The sequence below is a fragment of the Mesoterricola silvestris genome, assembly GCF_030295405.1.
Lineage (GTDB): Bacteria > Acidobacteriota > Holophagae > Holophagales > Holophagaceae > Mesoterricola > Mesoterricola silvestris.
In genome coordinates this window covers 436,310-458,425 of sequence record NZ_AP027080.1, presented here as the reverse complement: position 1 = coordinate 458,425, position 22,116 = coordinate 436,310, and the positions used below count along the sequence as shown (strand labels likewise).

Annotated in this window: 21 protein-coding genes; 2 read left to right on the top strand and 19 right to left on the bottom strand. The window is 71.9% G+C overall.

What is annotated here, in order from left to right; all coding sequences use genetic code 11:
• The first annotated feature begins 2 nt into the window (after positions 1–2).
• Positions 3–1,238: a thiolase C-terminal domain-containing protein gene (locus R2J76_RS02110; protein WP_316414122.1), complete on the top strand. Its 1,236-nt coding sequence runs from the start codon at positions 3–5 to the stop codon at positions 1,236–1,238.
• 186 nt (positions 1,239–1,424) lie between these two features.
• Here the strand turns inward: R2J76_RS02110 and R2J76_RS02105 are convergent, their stop codons facing one another.
• Positions 1,425–2,306, bottom strand: a complete 882-nt coding sequence (locus tag R2J76_RS02105) for an aldo/keto reductase family oxidoreductase (RefSeq protein WP_316414121.1) — start codon at positions 2,304–2,306, stop codon at positions 1,425–1,427.
• 151 nt (positions 2,307–2,457) lie between these two features.
• Here R2J76_RS02105 and R2J76_RS02100 point away from each other — a divergent pair, with 151 nt between their 5' ends.
• Positions 2,458–3,021 (top strand): TetR/AcrR family transcriptional regulator, encoded by a 564-nt coding sequence (locus R2J76_RS02100; protein ID WP_316414120.1) that lies wholly within the window; start codon positions 2,458–2,460, stop codon positions 3,019–3,021.
• Here the strand turns inward: R2J76_RS02100 and R2J76_RS02095 are convergent.
• From R2J76_RS02095 to R2J76_RS02010, 18 genes are all read right to left on the bottom strand, one after another.
• The gene (locus tag R2J76_RS02095) at positions 3,018–4,193 is read right to left on the bottom strand and encodes a two-component system sensor histidine kinase NtrB (RefSeq protein ID WP_316414119.1); all 1,176 of its coding nucleotides are present in this window, start codon (positions 4,191–4,193) and stop codon (positions 3,018–3,020) included. The two genes, R2J76_RS02100 and R2J76_RS02095, sit on opposite strands and share 4 nt — an antisense overlap.
• Positions 4,194–4,399: 206 nt before the next feature.
• Positions 4,400–5,542 (bottom strand): hypothetical protein, encoded by a 1,143-nt coding sequence (locus R2J76_RS02090; RefSeq protein WP_316414118.1) that lies wholly within the window; start codon positions 5,540–5,542, stop codon positions 4,400–4,402.
• A gap of 40 nt (positions 5,543–5,582) precedes the next feature.
• Positions 5,583–7,010, bottom strand: a complete 1,428-nt coding sequence (locus R2J76_RS02085) for a hypothetical protein (protein WP_316414116.1) — start codon at positions 7,008–7,010, stop codon at positions 5,583–5,585.
• A gap of 249 nt (positions 7,011–7,259) precedes the next feature.
• Positions 7,260–8,384 carry a DegT/DnrJ/EryC1/StrS family aminotransferase gene (locus R2J76_RS02080; protein WP_316414115.1) on the bottom strand — a complete coding sequence of 375 codons (1,125 nt, stop codon included), beginning with the start codon at positions 8,382–8,384 and terminating at the stop codon, positions 7,260–7,262.
• A gap of 13 nt (positions 8,385–8,397) precedes the next feature.
• Positions 8,398–9,069 (bottom strand): PIG-L deacetylase family protein, encoded by a 672-nt coding sequence (locus R2J76_RS02075; protein WP_316414114.1) that lies wholly within the window; start codon positions 9,067–9,069, stop codon positions 8,398–8,400.
• A complete protein-coding gene (locus R2J76_RS02070) occupies positions 9,066–9,677 on the bottom strand; it encodes a sugar transferase (protein ID WP_316414113.1) in 612 nt (203 codons plus the stop codon). The genes R2J76_RS02075 and R2J76_RS02070 overlap by 4 nt, the downstream gene beginning before the upstream one ends.
• Entirely contained in the window at positions 9,674–10,354 is a 681-nt protein-coding gene (locus R2J76_RS02065) for an HAD family hydrolase (protein WP_316414112.1), read from the bottom strand. Before R2J76_RS02065 ends, R2J76_RS02070 begins: the two co-directional genes overlap by 4 nt.
• Complete coding sequence (locus R2J76_RS02060) at positions 10,351–11,319, bottom strand: ATP-grasp domain-containing protein (RefSeq protein ID WP_316414111.1); 969 nt, start codon at positions 11,317–11,319, stop codon at positions 10,351–10,353. Before R2J76_RS02060 ends, R2J76_RS02065 begins: the two co-directional genes overlap by 4 nt.
• A 7-nt stretch (positions 11,320–11,326) precedes the next feature.
• Positions 11,327–12,334 (bottom strand): GNAT family N-acetyltransferase, encoded by a 1,008-nt coding sequence (locus R2J76_RS02055; RefSeq protein ID WP_316414109.1) that lies wholly within the window; start codon positions 12,332–12,334, stop codon positions 11,327–11,329.
• Complete coding sequence (locus R2J76_RS02050; protein ID WP_316414108.1) at positions 12,324–13,571, bottom strand: glycosyltransferase family 4 protein; 1,248 nt, start codon at positions 13,569–13,571, stop codon at positions 12,324–12,326. The genes R2J76_RS02055 and R2J76_RS02050 overlap by 11 nt, the downstream gene beginning before the upstream one ends.
• Complete coding sequence (locus tag R2J76_RS02045) at positions 13,568–14,707, bottom strand: glycosyltransferase (protein ID WP_316414107.1); 1,140 nt, start codon at positions 14,705–14,707, stop codon at positions 13,568–13,570. The genes R2J76_RS02050 and R2J76_RS02045 overlap by 4 nt, the downstream gene beginning before the upstream one ends.
• Positions 14,704–15,852, bottom strand: a complete 1,149-nt coding sequence (locus R2J76_RS02040) for an O-antigen ligase family protein (protein ID WP_316414106.1) — start codon at positions 15,850–15,852, stop codon at positions 14,704–14,706. Before R2J76_RS02040 ends, R2J76_RS02045 begins: the two co-directional genes overlap by 4 nt.
• The gene (locus tag R2J76_RS02035; protein ID WP_316414105.1) at positions 15,849–17,120 is read right to left on the bottom strand and encodes a lipopolysaccharide biosynthesis protein; all 1,272 of its coding nucleotides are present in this window, start codon (positions 17,118–17,120) and stop codon (positions 15,849–15,851) included. The genes R2J76_RS02040 and R2J76_RS02035 overlap by 4 nt, the downstream gene beginning before the upstream one ends.
• 3 nt (positions 17,121–17,123) lie before the next feature.
• On the bottom strand, positions 17,124–18,248 hold the full coding sequence (locus R2J76_RS02030) for a DegT/DnrJ/EryC1/StrS family aminotransferase (RefSeq protein ID WP_316414104.1): 1,125 nt from the start codon (positions 18,246–18,248) through the stop codon (positions 17,124–17,126).
• Positions 18,245–18,847, bottom strand: coding sequence for an acyltransferase (locus R2J76_RS02025; protein WP_316414103.1), 603 nt, complete (start codon positions 18,845–18,847; stop codon positions 18,245–18,247). The genes R2J76_RS02030 and R2J76_RS02025 overlap by 4 nt, the downstream gene beginning before the upstream one ends.
• Entirely contained in the window at positions 18,848–19,846 is a 999-nt protein-coding gene (locus R2J76_RS02020; protein WP_316414102.1) for a Gfo/Idh/MocA family protein, read from the bottom strand. It lies immediately after the preceding gene.
• Positions 19,843–21,177, bottom strand: coding sequence for a nucleotide sugar dehydrogenase (locus tag R2J76_RS02015; RefSeq protein WP_316414101.1), 1,335 nt, complete (start codon positions 21,175–21,177; stop codon positions 19,843–19,845). Before R2J76_RS02015 ends, R2J76_RS02020 begins: the two co-directional genes overlap by 4 nt.
• Complete coding sequence (locus tag R2J76_RS02010; protein WP_316414100.1) at positions 21,174–22,115, bottom strand: hypothetical protein; 942 nt, start codon at positions 22,113–22,115, stop codon at positions 21,174–21,176. The genes R2J76_RS02015 and R2J76_RS02010 overlap by 4 nt, the downstream gene beginning before the upstream one ends.
• Position 22,116 lies beyond the last annotated feature (1 nt).

The following is a 22,116-nucleotide window of genomic DNA, read 5'->3' as shown; positions in this document are numbered from 1 at the left end:
CCATGCGAACCCTGAACAAGCCCGTCTTCCTCGCCGCCGGCGCCTACACCCTGAGCCTCGGCACCGGCCGTCCCGAATTCAACCCCCGCACCCCCCGCCCCGGCCTGGACCACTACATCCGGGAGGCCGGCGCGGCCACCCTGGCCCAGATCGGGGATCCCGGCGCCATCGACGAGAGCGTCATCGGCAACTTCATGGCCGCGCGCTTCAACCGCCAGGGCCACCTGGGCTCGCTCATGACCATCGTCCACCCTTCCCTGGAGTACAAGCCCGCCCTGCGGGTGGAGGGGGCCTGCGCCTCGGGGGGCCTCGCCCTGGCCTCGGCCGTGAAGAGCGTCCTCAGCGGCATGGCCGACGCCGTGCTGGTCATGGGCGTGGAGGTGCAGAACACCGTCAAGGCCATCTACTGCGCCGACTACCTGGCCGGGGCCGGGTGGTACGACGGGGAGCGCAAGGAGGGCCACACCTACTTCTTCCCTGGGAAGTTCTCGGACCGCGCCGGGGCCTACGGGGCCAAGGTGGGCCCGGAGAAGGCGCGGCAGGCCTTCGCCCACTGGTACCGCAACGCCGTGGAGAACGCCCGGCTCAACCCCGACGCCCAGGAGCATTTCAACAGGGTGGACGACCTCGTGGCCCAGGGCCTCACCCCGCCCAATCCCAAGAGCTTCACGGACCACCTCAACCTCTACGACTGCTCCAAGGTCTCCGACGGCGCGGCGTCGATCATCGTGGCCTCGGAAGAGGGCTGGCGCCGCCTGGGCCTGGCCCGGCAGGACGTGGTGGAACTGGCCGGGATGGGCCAGATGGCCGCCAACCTCACCACCCCCCCGCCCGACCTCACGGAAATGACCACCTGCCGCAGGGCCGCGGAGCAGGCCCTGGCCATGGCCGGCACCGGCATCGGGGACATGGGGGTCGTGGAGGTCCACGACTGCTTCACCATTTCGGGCGTGCTGCTCACCGAGGCCCTGGGCATGGCCGCCCCGGGCGCAGGCGCCGACGCCGTGCTGGAGGGCCTCACCCGCCGGGACGGCCGCTGGCCCACCAACACCGGCGGCGGCCTGGTGGGCTACGGCCACCCCACCGGCGCCACGGGCGTGCGCATGGCCGTGGACCTCTGGCGCCAGCTCACGGGCCGGGCCGCCGGCTACCAGGTGGACCTGAAGAAGGACCACGGGATCCTGGTGTCCATGGGCGGCAACGACAAAACCGTCGTCTCCCTCGTGGTTAAACGCTAGGCGCCGGCATGGGATTCGTGCGGGTCCCGGACATTGGGCCCGGTTCGTTGCCGCGGGCCATGGCCCGCGGCAACGGAAAGCTCACACCTGGTCCGGAGGGCCGGGTTGTCACCCATTGGCCCCGACCCAGCTTGGGGGGTCGCTTCGCGTGGTTCGACACGTGTGCTGATGGGCGCCGAAGCTGGATTACTTGGTTGCGACGCCGATGGAATCGAGCGGGGCGATGACCTCGGGGGGGAGGGTTATTTGGGCCACGCTCAGGTTTTCGCGCAGATGGGTGCGGCTGGAGGTTCCTGCGATGAGCAGGATGTTGGGGGAGCGATGCAGGAGCCAGGCCTGCGCGACCTGCATGGGGGTGACGCCGAGCGAGGCTGCGACGGTGACCAGGACAGTGGACTGCAGCGGGGTGAAGCCGCCAAGGGGGAAGTAGGGGACATAGGCGATGTTTTGGGTGGCGAGGTCGTCGATGAAGGCGTCGTCGGCGCGGTTGGCAAGATTGTAGAAGTTTTGAACGCAGACGACGTTGGTGAGGGATTGGGCCTCGGCGCACTGGTCCGGCGTGACGGTGCTGAGGCCGATGTGGCGAAGGAGGCCTTGCTGCTTGAGGTCGAGGAGCACCTCGAGGGGTTCCGCAAGGGATCCGGGCTCCGGGCCGGAACGGCCGCCCATGCGGAGGTTGACGATGTCGAGGGTTTCGAGGCCGAGGTTGCGCAGGTTGTCGTGAACGCTCTTGACCAGGTTTTCACGGGAACGGTCCAGAATCCACGAGCCGTCATCTCCCCGGCGGGCACCGACCTTGGTGACGAGGGTGAGCTCTTTCGGGTAGGGATGCAGCGCTTCCTTGATGATCTGGTTGGTGATGTGCGGGCCGTAGAAGTCGCTGGTGTCGATGTGGTTGACGCCGGAAGCGATCGCCTCGCGCAGGACGGCGATGGCTTCGGAGCGGTCACGGGGCGGGCCGAAGACGTTGGGCCCGGCGAGCTGCATGGCGCCGTACCCGATGCGACGGACGGTGTGGGTTGTGCCGGGGAAATGGAAGGTGTCGAAGATCTGGGGTTGTCCAATCATGGGCGTGGCTCCAATTGAGAATGACTCGCGGTGTCGTCCTGCCTATATTAGATGAAGAAACCTTCAGATTAGGAGTTCGCATTTGGCGCGAAAGACAGCAACCCACTCAGAGCCAAGAAAAACGCCGGTCCAGGCTCGTTCCGCCGCAAGCGTGGACGCGATCCTGAAGGCGACTGTTCAGGTTTTGGTCAAGGTTGGAAAGGAGAAGCTGACGACAACGCGGGTGGCGGTGCGGGCCGGAGTGTCCGTGGGAACCCTGTACCAGTACTTCCCGAACAAGAGAGCCTTGCTGCGGGCTGCCCTGAAACTCCATCTGGACGAGATCCTCGCGGAGGTGGACAGGGTCTGCGTCGTGCAGCGTGGCCAGCCGGTGGAAAGGATGGCAGAGGCGCTGGCGGTGGCATTCCTGGCGGTGAAGATGCGTGACCCCAGGAAGGGGCGCGCGCTGTTTGCGGTGAGTTCCGATGTGGAGGGTGGGAAGATCGCGGCCGATGCGGAGGCGCGAGCCAGAGAGGCGCTTGTTGGCCTGCTGCAGAGCGCGCCGGAGAGGTTGAAGACAGACCCGACCTTGATGGCCACGATGCTGCAGAGCATCATTGGCGGCGTGAAGCGGCGGCTGCTGGAGGCGGACATGATGGAAGAGCAATCCAAGGCGATCCAAAGCGAGCTGGTGTTGGTGGTGCGAACCTATGCCCGAGCCTGCGTGGGGCGCTAGCCCACCGGCAGGAACACCTGGAAAAGTGCGCCTTCTCCCACCCGGCTGGTGCAGCGCACGTGGCCGCCGTGGGATTTGACGATTCGGTCCACCACGGCCAGGCCCAGGCCGGTGCCCTGGCCTTCGGGCTTGGTGGTGAAGAAGGGGTCGAACATGCGTTTGCGCACCTCCAGGGGGATCCCCACGCCGGTGTCCTGGACCTCCAGGAGCACCGCCGGGTGGGGAAGGCCGGGGGCCTCTCCCGGTTCCGCCAGGCGGGTGCGGAAGGTGAGGTCGCCGCCCCCGGGCATGGCGTCCCGGGCGTTGGCCCCCAGGTTCATGATGACCTGGTGGATCTCGGAGGGTTCCACCAGGGGGGCGGGCAATTCCGGGTCCAGGTGGGCCCGCACGGACAATCCGGGACCCGCCGATTCCCCCATGAGCGCCATGACCTCCTGCACCAGTTCATTGAGGTCCGTGGGGCACCGTTCCTGGGGGGCCTTGCGCACATAGCGCAGGAGCCTGCCGGCCAGGGCGTGGCCCCGGTTGGCGCCCCGGTGGATGGTTTCCAGCCTCCGCTTCTGGCCCGGGGTGAGGAGGGGGTCCTGGAGCAGGAGTTCGTTGCAGCCCAGGATGGCCACCAGGATGTTGTTCACATCGTGGGTGACGGCGCTGAGGAGGGCTCCGGCGGTTTCCAGTTTTTGGCTGTGCAGGAGTTGTTCCCTGAGTTCCCGGAACTCGCTGGCATCGAGCAGGAAAACGAGCATGGCCTCCACCCGGCCCTCCCGCCCCCGGAGGGGCGTCAGGTGGAGGGTCAGGGGGAAGGGGGGCCCGACCTTGGGTCGCCCCTGGGCCTGGATACCCGTGAGGGCCTCCCCCCGGAAGGCGCGTCCAAGGAGGGTTTCCGCCTCCTCCGGGCCGCCCGGCAGAAACACGGGCAAGGGCCGTCCCTGCGCCCCGGCGGCCGTGCGCCCGAAGCGGTTCTCGGCGGCGGGGTTCCAGGTGCCCTGGACCCGTCCCTGGCGGTCCAGGATACATACGGGCACGGGCGATTCCCGGAAAAGCTCCCGCAGGGCCCCGAGGTCCCGCCGGCCCGCGCGAAGCCTGGCATTTTCCAGGGCCGCCACGGCCGTAAGGCCCACCGCCGCCACGGTGGCCGCCAGGAGCAGGGTGCGCCCGTTTCCCGCCTTCATCCCGTGAGAAGCCACCAGCCCGAAGGCGGCGAGGAGGCCGCCGGCAACCAGGATTCCCCAGCCCAGTTTCGGGCCTGATCGGAGGAACAGGGGTTGCAACCACGGTATGCGCATTGGGAGACGATGCTGGGAAGGGGCCTGGAATCGGCGCACCCCACAGTATTATTAATTAATAATATACCGCAACCCATACGGCCTCCGGAATTTCATTTCGATGACAACTTGAAATAAAACTGAAGATCCGAATCCTCCCGGTTGGACTGCCCCCACTGGGTCCAGCCCTTCCAGCCGCCCGCATCCTTGAAGACCGCATGCCCATCCGGGAACACGGCGGCGGCGGTGAAGCCCTTGTCCAACCCCTTGCGCATGGGAAAGGCTTCGAAGCGCCCGTCTCCGTGGGCGGCCAGCACCAGGCGGTAGGTGCGCCCCGCCTCCAGGGTGGGCGGCGGGCGCGGGAAGGCGGCCTCCACCCACCCGCATCCCCCCAGGGAGCAGGAGGCGCTGGGAGCGGGTGCACTTTCCAGGCAGGAGGCTTCCGCCACGGGTTTGCCCTCGGCCGTTTCCAGGCGCACCGCCAGGGGCCCCTTCCCCCCCAGCCTGCGCACCCGCAGATCCACCGCCTCCACCTTCCGGGAGGTCCCGGCCACGGTGAAGACCTCCCCCACCGCGTCCGGGCCGGCGATGGGCCGGGGGGCGCCCATCCAGAACTCCACGTAGCCCACCCCCTGGGAGCGGCCGCCATCGTAGTAGATCTCCAGAATGGGGGTGAACCCTTCCCGGGTGCCCGGCGAGCGGCGGAGCTCCCAGCGGGGGTGGGCCGTGTTCCGGAAGAGCATGGCCCAGTCCTCGTCGGACCGGGAGGGCTGGAGGGGGGTATCCGCCACCCGGCTGAAGATGGCGTTGAGGGACACGAAGTTGGCGGCCCGGCGGGGATCGATGTTGGAGAACACCGCATGGTAGAGGGTGCCGGGCTGGAGCACGGGGGTCCGGTCGAAGGTGATGAGGGGGTAGAACTGATCGCTGGTGGCCACCAGGTTGAGCGTCTGGCGATTGGAGGCCAGCACCTGGCCCGAGGGGAGGTGGGCGGGGCTGCCGTCGTCGCTCTGGATCTCGATGCGCAGGGTCCCGCCGGTGCCCCCGTGGTAGCCGGCCTTGCGGAAGCTCCAGATGAGGAAGGGCCGGACGCCCCGGAGGGGACCGCCCGGCCCGGCCCGGAACCGGTAGCTCACTTCATTGCCCGAGGGCCCGATGGGCGTGTTGGCCAGGGAATCCCCCTGGGTGCAGGGCCCGTAGAACCGGGCCTGGGCCGCGAGGAGCAGGGGAAGCAGGATGAGGGCCGGCACGCGCATGGCATCACGATCGTCGGAGCTTGGATGCCGGGGAGGGGGTTCAGGGTACGAAGGCGAACTGGAGATCGCTGAAGGTGAGGTTCGGGGTGCCCCACATGTCCCAGCCCTGCCAGCCCGCGGCGCCGGTGGTGGTGAACTGCGCGTGGCCGTCGGGGAAGACCGTGGAGGTGGAGAAGCCCTTGTCCAGCCCCTTGCGCAGGGGGAAGGCGGCATAGGTGGTGCCCGCCGGGCTGGACAGGACCAGATGGTAGGCCACGCCCGAATTCAGCACGTGGCTGAGGGGGAAGACGGCCGTGGCCCAGGCCTGGACGCCCTGGGGGAACCCGGAGGCGGGAAGGTCCACCTGGTCCACGGGGGTGCCGTCCGCTTCTTCCACCCGCACGGTCAAGGGACCGGTGCCGGCGGTGCGGGCGAGCCGGAGCTTGACCCGGCTGAAGTCCCGGCTGGGCCCGGTGACCTTGAAGGTTTCCCGCACCGAGGCGGCGCCGGAGATGGTCTTGGGATTGCTGGACCACACCTCCATGTAGCCGTTGCCCTGGCTGCCCGTCGCATAGTCCAGTTCCAGGGTGGGGGTGTAGCCCTGCCGGACCCTCCAGGCGCCGCCGGCGGGCCGGAACAGCACCGCGAAATTCGCGTCGGCGATGACGGGCTGCATGGGCGCGGTCTGGGCGTTGGTGTAGAGGGTGTCCAGGGAGATGTAGTTGCCGACGGGGTCCGAGTCGATGTTGGTGAAGACCAGGTGGTACAGGCCGCCGCCCTTGAGGGCCACGGGGCTGGGGAAGGTGAGCTTCGGGTAGAAGTTGTTCTGGGGAATGATGTTTCCATAGGAGGTGGAGGCGAGGGCGGGACCGGACGGCTGGTGGGCGGCCGTGCCGTCGTCGGCCAGGAGATCCACCCGGATGGTGCCGCCCAGGCCGGCGTTGTAGCCCACCTTGGTGGAGGACCAGATGAAGAAGATGCGGAAGCCCTCCAGGGGCGAGGTGTACCGGGCCTGGAAGCGGTAGCTCACCACGTTGGCGCTGGGCCCGCCCACCACCGTGTTGGCCAGGGAGTCGGCGCTGAAGCCCGATCCGTAGTAGAAGGGCGTCAGGGGCAGGACGGGCACCACCGGAACGGACTGGGTGTAGGTGGAGACCACCCCGGCCAGGGTCACCGCGCAGGTGAGGGTGACCGTCCCCGAGGCCGGGGCGTTGAAGTAGGCGGCGGCGTTCACCGTCACCCCGGAGAGGGTCCCGTTGGCCACCGACCACCGGTAGGTGGCCCCCGCCTGGGCCGGGACGTACGCCAGGATCTGCGTCATGCCCGCCGACACCAGGGCCGGGGTGCGGATGAACCCCGTGTCGGCGAGGGAGGCCCCCGCCGTCAGCACCGGGACCGCGGCCGGGCCCGCGCTGCTGCCGCCCTGGGCGGATTGCCCGGAGCACCCGAGGGCCACCAGGCTTGCGGTGAACAGGACAGCTTTGAACATTTCCATGGGCGCACCTCCTCCAGGGCCCGCCGCAGCTGCGGCTGGGCCGTATCGCGAACCGGTCCGGGCTCCCCGGACGCCGCGCCCGGCAGGGCGCGGCCGACAGGAAAGGAGCAAGGGCGGTGCCAACCCTCCTGGATAAGGTTAGTTAACTATTCCCTGTATTTAAATAATGAAGCGGGCATGCGAAGTCCCGTTCCTGGATCCGGAATCCAGAAACGGGACGGCCGGCGCGGGAAGGCCCGGCTATCAGCTCCCCGCCCTCAGGCTCCTCCCCAGCACCGCCAGCACGTGTTCCACGTCCGCTTCGCCCAGGCGGTTGTGGAAGGGGAGGGCCAAGGTCCGCCGCGCCAGGCCCTCGGTGACCGGGAGCGTGCCCGCCAGATCGCCCAGGCGCTCCCGGATGTAGGGCTGGGTGTGGATGGGGGCGAAGTAGCCGCGGGCGGGGACGCCCTCGGCCTCCATGGCCTCCAGGGTCCGGTCCCGGTCGAGGCCCTCGTCCAGGGTCACCACGTACACGAACCGGCTCACCCGCACGTGGGGCAGGACCCGGGGCGGACGGACCCCGGCCACCCTCGGCAGGCGCTCGCCGTACATCGCGGCCACCCGCTCCCTGCGCGCCAGGATTCCTTCCAGGCGCGCCATCTGGCTCAGCCCGAGGCTGGCGCTCATCTCGTCCATGCGGTAGTTGTGGCCCAGGAGGCCGTGGTGGAGCCAGCTGGAGCCCTCCTCCCGGCCCTGGTTGGCCAGGCTCCGGCACAGCGAGGCCAGGCGCGCGTCGGAGGTGACCACCATGCCCCCCTCCCCGGTGGTGATCTGCTTGTTGGGGTAGAACGCGAAGGCGCCGGCGGCGCCGAAGGAGCCCAGTCTGCGGCCCCGGTACTCGGCGCCCAGGGCCTCGCAGCAGTCGTCCACCAGGAGGAGGCCGTGCCTGCGCGCCACCCGCTCCAGGCCGTCCCAGTCCGCGGGGTGGCCGAAGACGTCCACGGCCAGGATGGCCCGGGTGCGGGGCGTGACGCGCCGCTCCAGGTCCTCCACGTCCAGGTTGAAGGTGGCGGGCTCGGCCTCCACGAACACGGGGGTGGCGCCCTCGTAGAGGATGGCGTTGACGGAGGCCGCGAAGGTGAAGCTGGGCACCAGCACCTCGTCCCCGGGACCCAGCCCCAGGGCCTTGATGATAAGGTGCAGGGCGGCGGTGCCCGAGCTCACCGCCACGGCGTGCTCGACGCCCGCGTAGGCGGCCACGGCCTCCTCGAAGGCGCCGGCCGCGGGCCCCAGGGCGAGGCGGCCGCCCCGGAGCACCTCCACGACGGAGCGGATGTCGCTCTCGTCCAGGTCGGCGCTGGACATGGTGATGGCGGATGTCTGGAGCATGGGATCCTCCCCGTCAGGCGACGGTGCGAATGGTGACGAAAGCCTCGGCCGCGGCCAGGCCCACGGTGGCGCCCCTCAGGACGGCCAGGGCGCGCAGGGCTTCCAGGGAGCGCTCGTGGGGCGGGGCCTTCACCTGGGACCGGAAGGCGGCGAAGGCGCCCAGCTTCTCCTCCAGGGTGCCGCTGATGTCCACGAAGTGGTTGGGGATGAACCCCGGGGTGAGGGAGGGCGCGTTCCAGTTGGTCTCGGACAGCGTCTCGTACGCGTAGAGCCGGCGCGGATAGCCGGAGTGGCTGGGGCGCGCGGCCACCAGGGCCGACTGGGCCACCAGCTGGTGGTCCCGGTGAAGGTCGCCCAGGAAGGGGAGGTACAGTTCCTCCGGGGCCAGGCGCCGCACCGCGTCCAGGAGGTGGCGGTTCAGCTCCCGGTGCATGAGGGTGTCCAGCTCCGCCGCGGGCAGGTCCAGGAACCGGGCCGAGGCCACCCCCAGGCGGGCGTGGGCCTCCAGGGCCTCGGCGCGGCAGGCGGCCTCCTCGTCCGGGGACCACACCGGCGGGTAGCCCCGGGTGGCCACCACCACGTGGACCGGGTGGCCCTCCCGGGCCCACCGGGCGATGGATCCCCCCAGCCCCAGCACCTCGTCGTCGGCGTGGGGGGCCAGCACCAGCTTCGTGACCGGCCTCATGGGCGCGGCCCCGGCGCGCCGTCGGGGATGCCGCTGCGCTGGGAGCCGTCCGGCGCGTACGCCGTGTCGGCCCGCAGGACAACCCCCACGGTGCGCAGGAGGATGCGCAGATCGAGCCAGAAGCCCTGGTGATCCACGTACCACACGTCCAGCTCCACCCGCTCCCGCCAGGTGTGGCGGGAGGCGCCGTTGACCTGCTGCCACCCGGTCATGCCCGGGGTCGCCTCCAGGCGCCGCCGGTCCCGGGCGGTGTAGTAGGGCAGGAAGCGCGGCAGGAGGGGCCGCGGGCCCACGAGGCTCATGTCGCCGCGCAGCACGTTGACCAGCTGGGGCAGCTCGTCGATGCGCCAGGCGCGCAGCTTCGCCCCCACCCGGGTGATGCGCGGATCCCCCCGGAAGGTCGCCGCCTCCGGGTCGCCGGGCATCATGGTGCGGAATTTCAGGATCTCGAAGAAGCGCCCCCCCAGGCCCAGGCGCCGCTGGCGGAAGAGGACGGGCCCCGGTCCGTCCAGGGCCACCGCCAGGGCGGCGGCGGCCAGGACCGGCGCGAGGGCGACGAGCAGGGCCAGGCTTCCCGCGAGATCGAAGGCGCGTTTGAGGCGGTTCACAGCACCCCCCCCAGCTCCCCGAGGCCGGTGACGCGCCGCTCGGGGGAATGCCCCGGGGGCACCGGGCGCCCCGCGAAGGGCCCCGTGGGCACGCCGATGGTGCGCATCCCCAGACGCATGGGCCCCTCGAAGTCGCACAGGGGGTTGTCCCCCACGTAGGCGCACTGCCGGGGCGCCACGCCCAGCCTCCGGCAGGCCAGGAGGAAGGGGAAGGGACTGGGCTTCTGGAGGATGCGGGGAAAATCCCCCGTGAAGACCCGTTCGTCGAACCAGGGCATCAGGCCCAGGGCCTCCACCTTGTAGCGCTGGGTGTCGCTCAGGCCGTCGGTGACCAGGAAGGTGCGGTAGCCCCGCCCGCGCAGGTCGCGCAGGGCGTCCAGGGCTCCGGGATAGGGCCGCATCGGGGGCCGGTGCCGGTGGTAGCGCTCCACCAGCTCCGCCACCAGGACCGGGTCCTCGACGCCCATGCGGAGCAGGGCCTCATCGAAGATCCGCGGGTGGCCAACCGTGAGCCGGGCCAGGGTGTCGCGGAGCACCTGCTCCACCCGGCGCCCGCTGCAGCCCAGGCGCCCCCCCAGCTCCCACGCGATGGAGCCGAAGAAGGATTCGGCGAAGCCGCCGTGGTCCCAGAGGGTGTAGTCCAGGTCGAAGCCCACCGCCAGGAGGGTGCCGTTCATGCCCCGTCCCCCCCGGCCTGGAAGGATTCCTCCCAGTACCGGTACATGACCATCGGCCGGCACGGCTTGAGCCAGGGCTCCGGGACCCGTCCCCGGCCCAGGTCCAGGATGCCCTGGAAGTAGGGGACCCCCGCGGCCTGGCTGAGGATGGCGGTGCCGGCGATGCGCGCGTTGATCTCCGTGAAGCGCGGCGTCTCCCCCGCGAAGCACTGCACGTTCACCGGCCCCACCAGGCCCAGGGCCTTGACCATGCGCCGCACCGGCTCCACCAGGTCCTCCCGCCAGCAGGTGGCGCCCTTGGACGAGATGCCCGAATCCACGGCCAGGCGCCGCCGGGGCGACAGGACCACCAGTTCGCTCTCCAGGTCCGCCAGCACGTCCAGGGTCAGTTCCTCGCCGGCGCAGTGTTCCTGGACGATGGGATCCGGCACCCGGGCCGCGTAGAACGCGGCCTCGGCGTGGTCCCGGGCCACGTGCACGCCCGCGCCGCCCCGGCCCGACCGGGGCTTCACCACCACGGGGTAGGCGGCGAAGGCGCCCTCCCGGTACTCCGCGGCCGCGATCGTGCGCGGGGTGGGAATGCCCAGGTCCCGGAACATCCCGAAGGTGAGCAGCTTGTCGGTGCACACCGCCAGGGCCCGGGGCCCGGAGACCAGGACCCGGGTCCCGGCGGATTCGAAGCGCGCCAGGTTCGAGGCGCACAGGACCAGTTCCTCGTCCAGCGCGGGCAGGAAGAGGTCCACGCCCTCCAGGCGGCAGATGTCGACCATGCGGTCCAGGTAGGCGGGTTCGCCCACCCGGGGCACCACGTGGCTGGCGTCCGCGAAGCGGAAGCCCACGCTACGCCCGTCGCAGTCGGCGGCTACGATGCGGCAGCCCAGGTCCTGGAAGGCGCGGTACTGGGTCACCGAGGGCGGCGAGCCCGCGGCGGTTCGGAGCAGGGTCAGGGGGCGTTGGGGTTCCATGGTGTCCTCAGGAATGGCGGTAGGCGGGGAAGAAATCGCCGGTGCGGTCCCCCGCGAGGTCCCGGTAGACCCGGGGCAGGAGCACCATGCGGTAGGTGGCGAAGCGGCTCCGGAGCCGGGAGAAGCCCTGCTTGAAGAAGGCCAGGGAATCCTCGGCGCAGCCCACGCCTCCGCCCAGGTGGAGGCGGCGCGCACCCCAGGCCCGGGCCTGGTCCCGCATGGCCAGGAGCATGAGCTTGGCCGGCCCGGCCCTCCGGAAGGCGGCGGCGGTGCCCGCCAGATGGAACTGCATCAGGCCGTCCATGTTGGTGAAGAGGCCCCCGGCCGCGGCCTCCCCCCCGGGACCCACCACCATGCACAGGTGGAGCCGTTCCCCCAGGCACGCGCGCAGGTCCCGGAAGTAGGCGGCGCCGAAGCGGTAGGCGGCGCCCGAGCCCCGGTAGGCCATGGTCTCGGCGTAGATGCCGGCGAATTCCCCCAGGCGGTCCCACCCGTCCACCTCCACCCGGAAGCCCCCGGCCAGGAGCTTGCGGGCGTCGGCGCGGTGGTTCACGCGGGTCTGGCGCTCCAGTTCCTCCGGGGGCAGGTCCAGGTCCAGGAAAACGGTCTGGCCGTGGTCAACGACGGTTCCGAACCGTTCGAAGGGCCCCTCCGGCACCGGCAGCAGCGGATGGAACCGGAAGAAGGCGCTCACCAGGCCCGCGGCGGCCCCGGCCGCGGCGAAGGCCTCCAGGAAGGCTCCGACGCCCTCCGGGGAGGGCTCCCCGCGGAAGAGGGGACAGGGATACCCGTAGGGCGCGCACGCGTCCCGCCAGGGCCCGCCGGGCACCGGGCGCAGCACCAGCGGCATGAGCATGGCGCGGCCGCCGTCCGTGGCCAGGAAGGCCGCGGCTTCGCCCCCGTCCATGCGGGCGCAGAGCTCCACGTAGGCCGGGAGATGGTAGAAGTCGTGGGGGGCGCCTTCCAGGAAGGCCGCCCAGGCGGGGTCCCCGGGGCGCAGGAACTCAGGACGCATGGGCGCCTCCGCAACCTTCGCCCATCGCGGCCAGCAGCGCGGATTCGAAGGCCTGGGCCAGCCTGCGCATGTCGAAGTGGGCCTCCACGAATTCCCGGGCCTTGGCGCCCATGGCCCTGCGGCCCCCGGGGCCGGCCAGGAGGAGCCGCTCCACCCCCTCCGCCATGGCCTGGGCGCTGCCGGGCGCCACCACCAGCCCGCCCCCGGACAGCAGGATCGGGTTGGTGGAGCAGCGCACCCCCAGGACGGTGGGCCGGCCCATGGCCATGTAGTCGTAGAGCTTGTTGAAGCTGATGCCGTGCTCCCAGAGATCGGAATCCGCCGCGCTGGCCCAGAACGCGTCGGCCCGGGCCAGCAGGCCGTAGATCTCCCGCTTGGGCACCGGGGGCCGGAAGGTCAGGTTGAAGAGCCCCAGGCGCCGGGCCTTGGCCTCCAGGCGGGGCTTCTCGGGGCCGGTGCCAACCAGCACCAGGGCCGGACGCCGGGGCAGGAGCCGGGCCCGCTCCTGGAGGATGGCCGCGGCGTCCACCAGCACGTCCAGGGCGTTGGTGACCCCGTGGGCCCCCGCGTACATCACCGTGAAGGGGCCCTCGTCCCGGGGCTCGTCCAGGGGCGGGATCATGGCCAGGTCGATGCCGTTGGGCACCCAGGTGATGCCCGCGGGATCCCCCCCGCGCTCCTCCACCCTGCGGGCCACCTTGGGCAGGAGCGTGACGATGCGGTCCGCCCCGCGGTAGAGCTCGCGCTCGATGCGCTCCAGGACCCAGACGATGGGGTGCAGGGGGGAGACCCCCATCACCTCCGTGAGGGACCGGGGCCACACGTCCCGGATCTCCAGCACGAAGGGCACTCCCAGCCGCCGGGCCAGGCCCATGGCGGCCCGGGCCCCGAAGGGATGGGGGCTGCTGCCCACCACCACGTCCGGCCAGGACCCCAGGTACCGGGGCAGCACCGTGCCCACGGCCCGGGCGAAGGCCAGCATGTTCCACAGGCGCCCGGCGCCGTTGCCCCGGTACCCCGGGGTGCGCAGGCGGATGAAGGCCACGCCCTCGCGGGTCTCGCGCCGGGCCGGTTCCCCCGCGGGCACGGACCCCGTGCGGGTGAGGTGATCGAAACTGCCCGCTGCGATGACCACCGAATGGCCCATGGCCGTGAGGGCCCGGGCCAGGGAGAAGTGGCGGGTGCCCCCGGGCTGGTCCGGGGCCAGGGCATAGGGATTGACGAGGAGGATGTTCATGGGTCGTCCTTCGGGAAGGTGCGTTCCAGGGCCCCGGCCCGTTCCAGGTGCCACCGGAGGTTGGCGGCTTCCACCTCCCACCGGTACCGGTCCAGGTAGGCCGCCCTGCCCCGCCGGGCATGCTCTTGAAGGGCGGCGGGATCCAGGGCCATGGCCACCAGCGCCTGGGCCAGGGGGCCCGCCTCGGGGCGCACGACGCGCCCGGCGCCGCTCTCCCCCACCAGTTCCCGCCAAAGGGGGAAGTCCGAGGCCAGCACGGGGATGCCCAGGGCCATGTACTCGAAGAGCTTGGTGGGGAGGGATTCCAGGTAGTTGGGCTGGGGGAGCAGGGTGACCAGCCCGATGCCGGCCCCGGCGGCGTGGGCCGCCAGGGCCCCGGCCTCCAGGGTCTCCAGGTGCCGGCACCACCCTTCCCGGGCGGCCTCCTTCACCAGGCGCCCCACCTCCGGCTCCAGGATCCAGCCCGCCAGTTCCAGGCGCAGCCCAGGCACCCGGTGCCGGGCGATGCGCACGGCCTCCAGGGCCAGGGGTATCCCCCGCCCCCGGGAAAGCCCGCCCATGTAAAGCACCCGCAGCGGGTCCGGGGTCCGGGGCGGGACGTGGAAGACGGCCCGGGGGTAGTTGTGCACCACCCGGGTGGACGCCCGGGGCCATGGGCGGGCGATGGCCTCCGTGGCCGGGGCGAATCCGTCGAAGAGCCTTGCCGCGAGGCCCAAGGCCCACTCCGCCAGGCGCTCCAGGGGCTGCCGGGCCCAGGGGGGCAGGTAGGCCTTGGACCGGAACTGCAGCGGCAGGTCCTCGTGGATGTCGTAGAGCAGGAAGGTCCCCGGCGCCAGGATCCCCACCAGGGCCATGGCCGGCAGCAGCTCGGGGTCGTGGAAGTGCACCAGGGGGAAGGGCCCCTCCCGCAGCACGGCGCGCCAGAGGCCCAGGGCCCCGCGGATCCGCGCCAGCCGGGAGCCCGGGTCCGGAAGGGGGTGGAGGCGCAGGCCCGGCACCGGGCGCCAGCCGTCCCGCGGCGGCACCGCGAAGAGGTGCACCTCCAGGCCCCACTCCAGGCACGCCGCCAGTTCCCGCCCGAACACGCGCGGGTCCCCCCAGGGGTGGGCGCTGGTGACCACGGCCATGCGCTTCATGGGGCCCCCTGGCAGAGGGCCGCCGACAGGAACGCGAACAGGGGCCGGTTGTCGTTCACGTCCCCGCTCACCAGGGCGTTGACGATCCAGAAGACCAGGCCCGCCAGGAGGATCCTCCCTTCGGGCCGGTCCGAGCGGGTCCAGGCCGCGCCCAGGCCCGCCCCCAGCACCAGGGTGGTGAGGGCCCCGCAGGCCCAGCCGGATTCCAGGGTCACCTCCAGGAGGAGGTTGTGGGGGTACTGGCGGCCGGTGCCCCCGTCCAGATCCACCTGGGCGGCGAAACCGCCCCAGCCGGCCCCCCAGGGCAGGCCTCCCAGGCGCTCCCAGGAGGCCCGGGCCGCCACCGCGCGGTAGCGCTCCGACGTGCCGAATTCCCCCCGCAGGAAGCTCCCGGTGCGCTGCAGGGAGCCCGGAGGCGCCAGGGCCAGGGAGAGCCCCACCGCCAGGGCCACGGCCCCCGCGCAGAGCAGGAGCCTCGACGCCGGCGCCCCCGTGCCCCGCCGGCCCAGGCCCAGGGCCACCGCCAGGGCCAGCAGGGCCCCCCCCATGGGCCCCCGGGACCCGGAGAAGACCGCCGTGACGGCCGCGGCGCCGGTGAGCCCCAGGAGGGGCAGGGAGAGGGGCCCCGGCCGGGCCAGGAGGAGCGCCCCGAAGAGGAAGAGGAAGCCCGCGGCCCGGCCCAGGGCGATGGTCCCGCCCCCCGCGGTCTCCAGCCGCTGGCCGCCCTGGCCCAGACCCAGGAGCCCGTCGGCGGTGAGCACCATGCAGAAGATGGCCGTGGCGTTCAGAAGCCCGCGCAGGTCCTCCCGGTCCCGCACCAGGACGAAGGGGGCCAGGGAGGCCAGGAGGCTGAAGCTGTACAGGGTGGCCACCTTCTGGAAGGCATAGGCGGTGGGCGCCGCCAGGGCGGCCCCGGGCAGGAAGGTGAGGTACCAGACCCCCGTGAGCCCCAGGCCCCATCCGCTAGCGGCCCGGGCCCCCCGCATCCAGGCCAGGAGGAGCACCCCGCCCAGGGCCGTCCCCGCCAGGAGGGTCAGGTCCAGGGGCAGGCGCGACAGCACGGGCCCCCCCTTCAGGGCCCCCGCGAACAGGAGGGCCCCAAGCGCCAGGAAGCGCGGCGGAAGGGGGACGGGAAGGCCCCTCATGGCCGCTCCGGGTTCCGGTCGTGGCGCCGGATGGCGTACCAGGTGATCCAGCCGTAGAGGCCGTAGGACACCGTCCCCGTGAGCCCGAAAAGGCCCACGGCCCACGGCGCGTCCCACTTCAGGATCCAGGCCGCCCCGATGCCTCCGAAGAAGAGCAGCGAACGGATCACCTCCCGCAGCAGGGCCAGGTCCTGCCGCTCCAGGACCACCAGCGCGCTGGAGACGCAGGCCCCCGTGAACTGGGCCAGGGCCATGGGGGCGATGGCCACCAGGAAGACCCCGGCGCTCTTCCAGGCCGCCCCGAAGACCGCCGGGAAGAGGAACCATCCCGCCGCCGAGGACAGAGCCATGATCGGCAGCCCCAGCAGGAACATGCGGCTCACGGTGCCCCGGAAAAGGGGCATGAGGCTCGCGCCCTTGAGCTGCGCCGATTCCCCGAAGAACACCTGGGCCACCGATTCCCCGATGATGGAGCTGGGCAGCGCGAAGACCCGCTGGGCCAGGGCGAAGCAGCCCGCGGTGGCCGGGCCGTAGCAGATGGCCAGGAGCAGCCCGGGCATGCGCAGGTTGACGGTGTTGAGGAGGGCCGTGCCGCTGGAATAGAGGGGGAAGCTCCGGTAGCGACGGGCGGCCCGCAGGAGGTCGGCGGGCCTTGCCCTGCGCACCCTCGCCCAATCCCGGCGCCAGTCCAGGAGGGCCAGGGTGCGGGTGCCGTTGGTGCGCCCCAGGGCGTCCCCCGCCAGCAGCCCCGCGGGCCCCTGCCCCAGCATGCCCGCGGCCACCTGCACCGTGAGCTGGGTGAGGCCCTGGGTGACGCGGGTGCGGGCGATGCGGTCGTAGCGCTCCTTCCGGATCGCCCAGCAGGTGAACACCTGGTACAGCCCCGCGCCCAGGGTGCTCACGGGCACGAGCCAGAGGTAGGGCCCCAGGCCCGGCTCCCCCATCCAGCCCAGGATCCGCGCCCTGAAGACCCGGATGGCCAGGGCCCCCGCGCCCGTGGTGAGGCCCACCAGGGCCACGCACAGCAGCAGCAGCCCCGCCGCCTCCCCCTCGTCCTCGGGCAGCGGGAGCGCCAGCTCGAAGCGCAGGGAGGCCACGGTCACCAGCAGCGAGACCAGGGACACGTACACCACCAGGACCCCGAAGTCCGCGGGGGTGTAGAGCCGGGTGAGGACGGGGGAGGCCGCCACCAGGAGGCCCTGGGCCACGGCGGTGCCCCCCGCGACCTGCAGGACCTTCAGGCGGAACCCCGTGAAGGGGGAAGCCACGCCTCACCCCTCCCCGAGGATGCGGCGGAGGGTGGACGCCACGTGGGCCTGGACCTCCCCGTCCATGTTGGGCCAGAACGGCAGGCTCAGCACCTCCGCGGCGGCCCGCTCGGCCCGGGGGCACACCACCCCAGCGTGGCTCCGGCCATAGACGGGAAGGCGGTGGCAGGGCACCGGGTAGTACACGTTGGTCTCGATGCCCTCCTCCAGGAGCCGCGCCTTCACCCGGTCCCGGTCGGGGGCGCCCCGGCGCACCCGCACCGTGTACTGGTTGAACACGTGGCCGTCGCAGATGCCGGGCAGGACGAGGCGCTCCTCCCCGGCCAGGAGGTCCTGGTACATCCGCGCCGCCCGGACCCGGGCCCCGTTCCACGCCTCCACCCGGGGCAGCTTCACCCGCAGGAGCGCGGCCTGCAGTTCGTCCAGGCGCGAATTGCACCCCACCTTCTCGTTGTGGTATTTCTTCCGGCTCCCGTGGACCCGGAGCATCCGCGCCCCCTGGGCGAGCTCCTCGTCGTCCGTGGCCACCAGGCCCCCGTCGCCGAATCCCGAGAGGTTCTTCGTGGGGAAGAAACTGAAGCATCCCGCGTGCCCCATGGTGCCGGCGGCCTTGCCGTGGTACCGGGCCCCGAAGCTCTGGGCGCAGTCCTCCACCACCCGGAGCCCGTGCCGGGCCGCGGCGCCCAGGACGCCGGCCATCTCGCAGGGCAGGCCGAAGAGGTGCACGGGGAGGAGGGCCCGGGTGCGGGGGGTGACGGCGGCGTCGATGAGGCGGGGATCCAGGTTGAAGGTCTCCGGATCGATGTCCACGAAGACCGGCTGAGCGCCCACGTTGCTGATGGCCTCGGGCGTGGCGAAGAAGGTGAAGGGGGTGGTGATCACCTCGTCCCCGGGCCCGATGCCCAGGGCCCGCAGGGCCAGCACCAGGGCGTCCGTGCCCGAATTGCAGGCCACCGCGTGGCGCGTGCCCAGGAAGCCGGCCGCCTCCCTTTCGAAGGCGGCCACCTCGGGGCCGAGGATGTAGTGGGCGGAACGGAGCACCCGCTCCGTCGCCCCCGTGAGTTCCGGCCAGAGGGCCTCCACGGGCCCCGACAGGTCCAGGCTGGGGATCCGCGTCTGGGTGCTCATGCCTCCTCCTTGCGCACGATGCCGTCCGCCCTGCGGCGGTAGGCCTGCCCGTAGCTGGTCCGCGCGAGCCCCGCGGCGTCGAAGCGCAGGCGCTCGCCCCGCTCGCACATGTGGCCCACCACGCGGGCCGGGACCCCCGCCACCATGGCGTAGGGCGGCACGTCCCGGGTCACCACGGCCCCGGCGGCCACGAAGGCGCCTTCGTGCAGGGTCACGCCGCAGACGACGGTGGCGTTGGCCCCGATGCTGGCCCCGCGCTTGACGCGGGTGGGCGCGTAATCGGCCGAGGTGTTCCGGGGGTGGAGGCAGCGGGGGGTGCGCACGTTCGTGAAGACCATGCTCGGCCCGCAGAACACGTATTCCTCCAGCACGACCCCCTCGTAGAGGGAGACGTTGTTCTGGATCTTGCAGTGGTCGCCGATGGTCACGCCCGAGGCCACCATGACGTTCTGGCCCAGGCTGCAGTGGGCGCCGATCACGGCCCCGCCGTACACGTGGCTGAAATGCCAGATGCGGGTGCCCTCGCCCACGGCGGCGCCTTCGTCCACCACGGCCAGGGGATGCACCGCGCAGGGCGGGGTTTCGGTTCGGATGTTCATTCAGGCCTCCTTCAGGCTGGGTGGAAGGGCCCCCAGGAGCTGGGCATCGGCCCGCTCCAGGACCCGGATGACGTCGAGGCCGCTGCGGCCGTCGCTCGTGGGGGTGGCGCCGGTGGCCAGGCAGTGGAGGAAGTGCTCGTCCTCCAGGCGCAGGGCCTCTCCCGGGCCCTCGAAGACCCGGACGGATCCGTCGTCCACGGTCTCCAGGCGCCGGGGGCAGTCGCCCCCGTGGAGCCGCTTCCGGTGCAGGACGAGGCTCTGGTCCTCCTCGTCGTACACCAGCATTCCGCGCTCGCCCAGGACCCGCAGGCCCCGGCCCCGCCCGGGCCAGTACCAGGAGACGTGCACGTGGGCGCTGCGGCCGCCGGTGAAGCCCAGCTCCAGGTGGACGTCGTCGTGGACGCCGGGCTGCAGGAAGGCCGCGCCATCGGCCGAAACCCGCACCGGGGCTTCGCCCATGAGGTGGACGAGCACCGCCACGTCGTGGGGGGCCAGGCTCCAGAGGGCGCTCTCCGTGGACCGCACCCGGCCCAGGTTGGTGCGCTCCTGGTGGATCCGGTGGACCCGCCCCAGGATCCCCGAATCCAGCAGGCGCTTGAGTTCGCGCACCGCGGGCTGGTACAGGAGGAGGTGGCCCACCATGAGCACCCGCCCCGCCCCTTCCGCCTGGTCCACCAGGCCCGCCGCTTCGCGGGCCTCCAGGGTCATGGGCTTCTCCACCAGGACCCCCCGGCCCTCCCGGAGGGCCTCGCCGGCCAGGTCCGCATGGGTGGGCGCGGGCGTGGCGATGACCACCCCGTCCAAGGCCCCGCCGTGGCGGAAGGCCTCCGCCAGGGACCCCCACACCGGCAGGCCCGGGAAGTCCTGCCTCACCCGCTCCCGGGAGGCCTCGCACACCTCCACCGCCCCGGCCAGGGCGCCCAGGCCGTGGAGCACGCGCAGGTGGTTGCGCCCCCAGGCGCCGGCCCCCGCCACGGCCACCTTCACCGGGGCGCTCACAGGAGCACCAGCCCTTCCCGGTCCGCCTTGATCCCCCGCGTCGCGTTGCGGGTGTCCAGGACGAGCCGCGCGTGGCGCAGGACGAAGGCGTAGTCCACGTCCGAGTGGTCCGTGAGGATGACCACCAGGTCGGCCATGTCCAGGGCGTCGGCGGTGAGGGCCACGCTGCACAGGTCCAGGCGCCCGTCGCCGAAGTGGGGCACGTGGGAATCGTGGTATTCCACCCGCGCGCCCCGCTCCGCCAGGAGCCCCAGCACCTCGGCGCAGGGACTTTCCCGGGCGTCGGCCACATCCTTCTTGTAGGCCAGGCCCAGCACCAGGATCCGGGCCGACAGGAGGCCCAGGCCGTGGTCGCTGAGGATCCGCATGGCCTTGGCCACGACGAATTCCGGCATGCGGCGGTTGATCTCCCCCGCCAGGGCGATGAAGCGGGTGTTGAAATTGAATTCCCGGGCCTTCCATTCCAGGTAGTGGGGGTCGAGGGGGATGCAGTGCCCCCCCACCCCGGGCCCCGGGTAGAAGGGCATGATGCCGAAGGGCTTGGTGCCCGCGGCGTCCAGCACCTCCCACACGTCCAGGCCCATGCGGTCGCAGAGCATGGCCATCTCGTTCACCAGGGCGATGTTCACCGCCCGGAAGGTGTTCTCGAAGACCTTCACCATCTCCGCCACCCGGGCGGAGGTGACGGGGACCACGTCCACGATGGTCTGCCGGTAGAAGGCCAGCGCCACGTCCAGGCTCCCGGGGCCGGCCGCGCCCACCACCTTGCTGGTGTTGCGGGTGGTGAACCGCTTGTTGCCGGGGTCCACCCGCTCCGGGCTGAAGGCCAGGTGGAAGTCCTCGCCCTCCCGAAGGCCCGTGGATTCCAGGATGGGCTTGATGAGCTCCTCCGTCGTCCCCGGGTAGGTGGTGCTCTCCAGGCTCACGAACTGGCCGGGCCGCAGGCGCCGGGCCACCTCGCGCGTGACGGCCTCCACGAACTGCAGGTCCGGCGTCAGGTTGCGGGTCAGCGGGGTCGGGACGCAGATCACGATGGCGTCCATCTCCGCCAGGCGGGCCCACTCCGAGGTGGCCTCCAGGCGACGGTGGTCCAGCGCCAGGTCCCGCAGCTCGGCGTCGCGCACGTCGTCGATGTAGTTGACGCCCATGTTGACGCTGGCCACCCGGGAGGCGTTCCGGTCGAAGCCGACCACCCGGAAGCCCACCTTGGCCTTTTCCACCGCCAGGGGAAGGCCCACGTACCCCAGGCCCACCACCCCCACGAGGGCGGTGCGGTTCTCGATTTTCCGGATCAGTTCCCCGGCATGGGCCGGGGCAACGCGGGTGCTCATGGCTTCTCCTTGGCGATGAAAAGGTCGTGGACCTTGGTTCGGTTGAGGGCGGCCCAGGTGGCCGTGCCGGTGACGACCATGGCTCCGAACACGATGAAGGACCGGTGGGGACGGCTCTTGGCCCGGGGCAGGTCGCCGGCGTCCAGGACCAGGAGCGTCTGGGCGTCGTTGCGGGCCTCCAGCAGGGCCTGCTCCTGGTTGAGGGTGAGGTTCTCCTGGACGCGCCTCCACAGGGCCACCTGCCCCCGCAGGCGCTCCCCCTGGAAGCGGAGGTCGGGGGCGGCGCTGGTCTCCCAGTTGCGGTTGGCGTCCTGGAACCGCCGGAAGGCCTCGTCCTTCCCGGAGCAGATGACGCCCACCTCCTCCAGCCGCTCCCGGGCGGTCCGGGCCCGGTTCCGGCCCTCGGCCTGGGCCAGGTCCACCAGCGCCCGGCGCAGCTCCTCCGTGGCCCTGCGCACCACCTGGAGGCTCAGCTCGGGGGACCGGGTCTCCGCCGTGAGGGTGAGCAGGCCCGACTTGGGATTGCGCTCCACCCGCAGCAGGCCCCTGAAGGCGCCCATGGCCCGGTCCGGGTCCCCGGCGCCCAGGTACTCCAGCAGGGTCCCCCGGCGGTCCCGGAGGGCGCCGAAGCGCCACGGCCGGTCCCGGTAGGCGTAGGTGGCCGAAAGCACCGCGTCGGCCACCCTCCGGCTCCGCAGGATGTCGTCGTAGATGACGGTGGGCCCGTCCTCCCGCGTCCCGGGTCCCACCGGGGGCGCCGTGGGCGCCCAGATGCCGGCGTGATTCTGGGGACCCGCGTGCCCGGCGTCGGGCAGGATGCGGACCTCGGCCCGGAACTGGTCGGGCAGGAGGGACGAGAGCCCCGCCGCCGCCAGCCCCGCCAGGAGGGCGAGGGCCAGGGGCCTGCGCAGGCCGGGGGGAAGGGAGGGGGTCCGCATG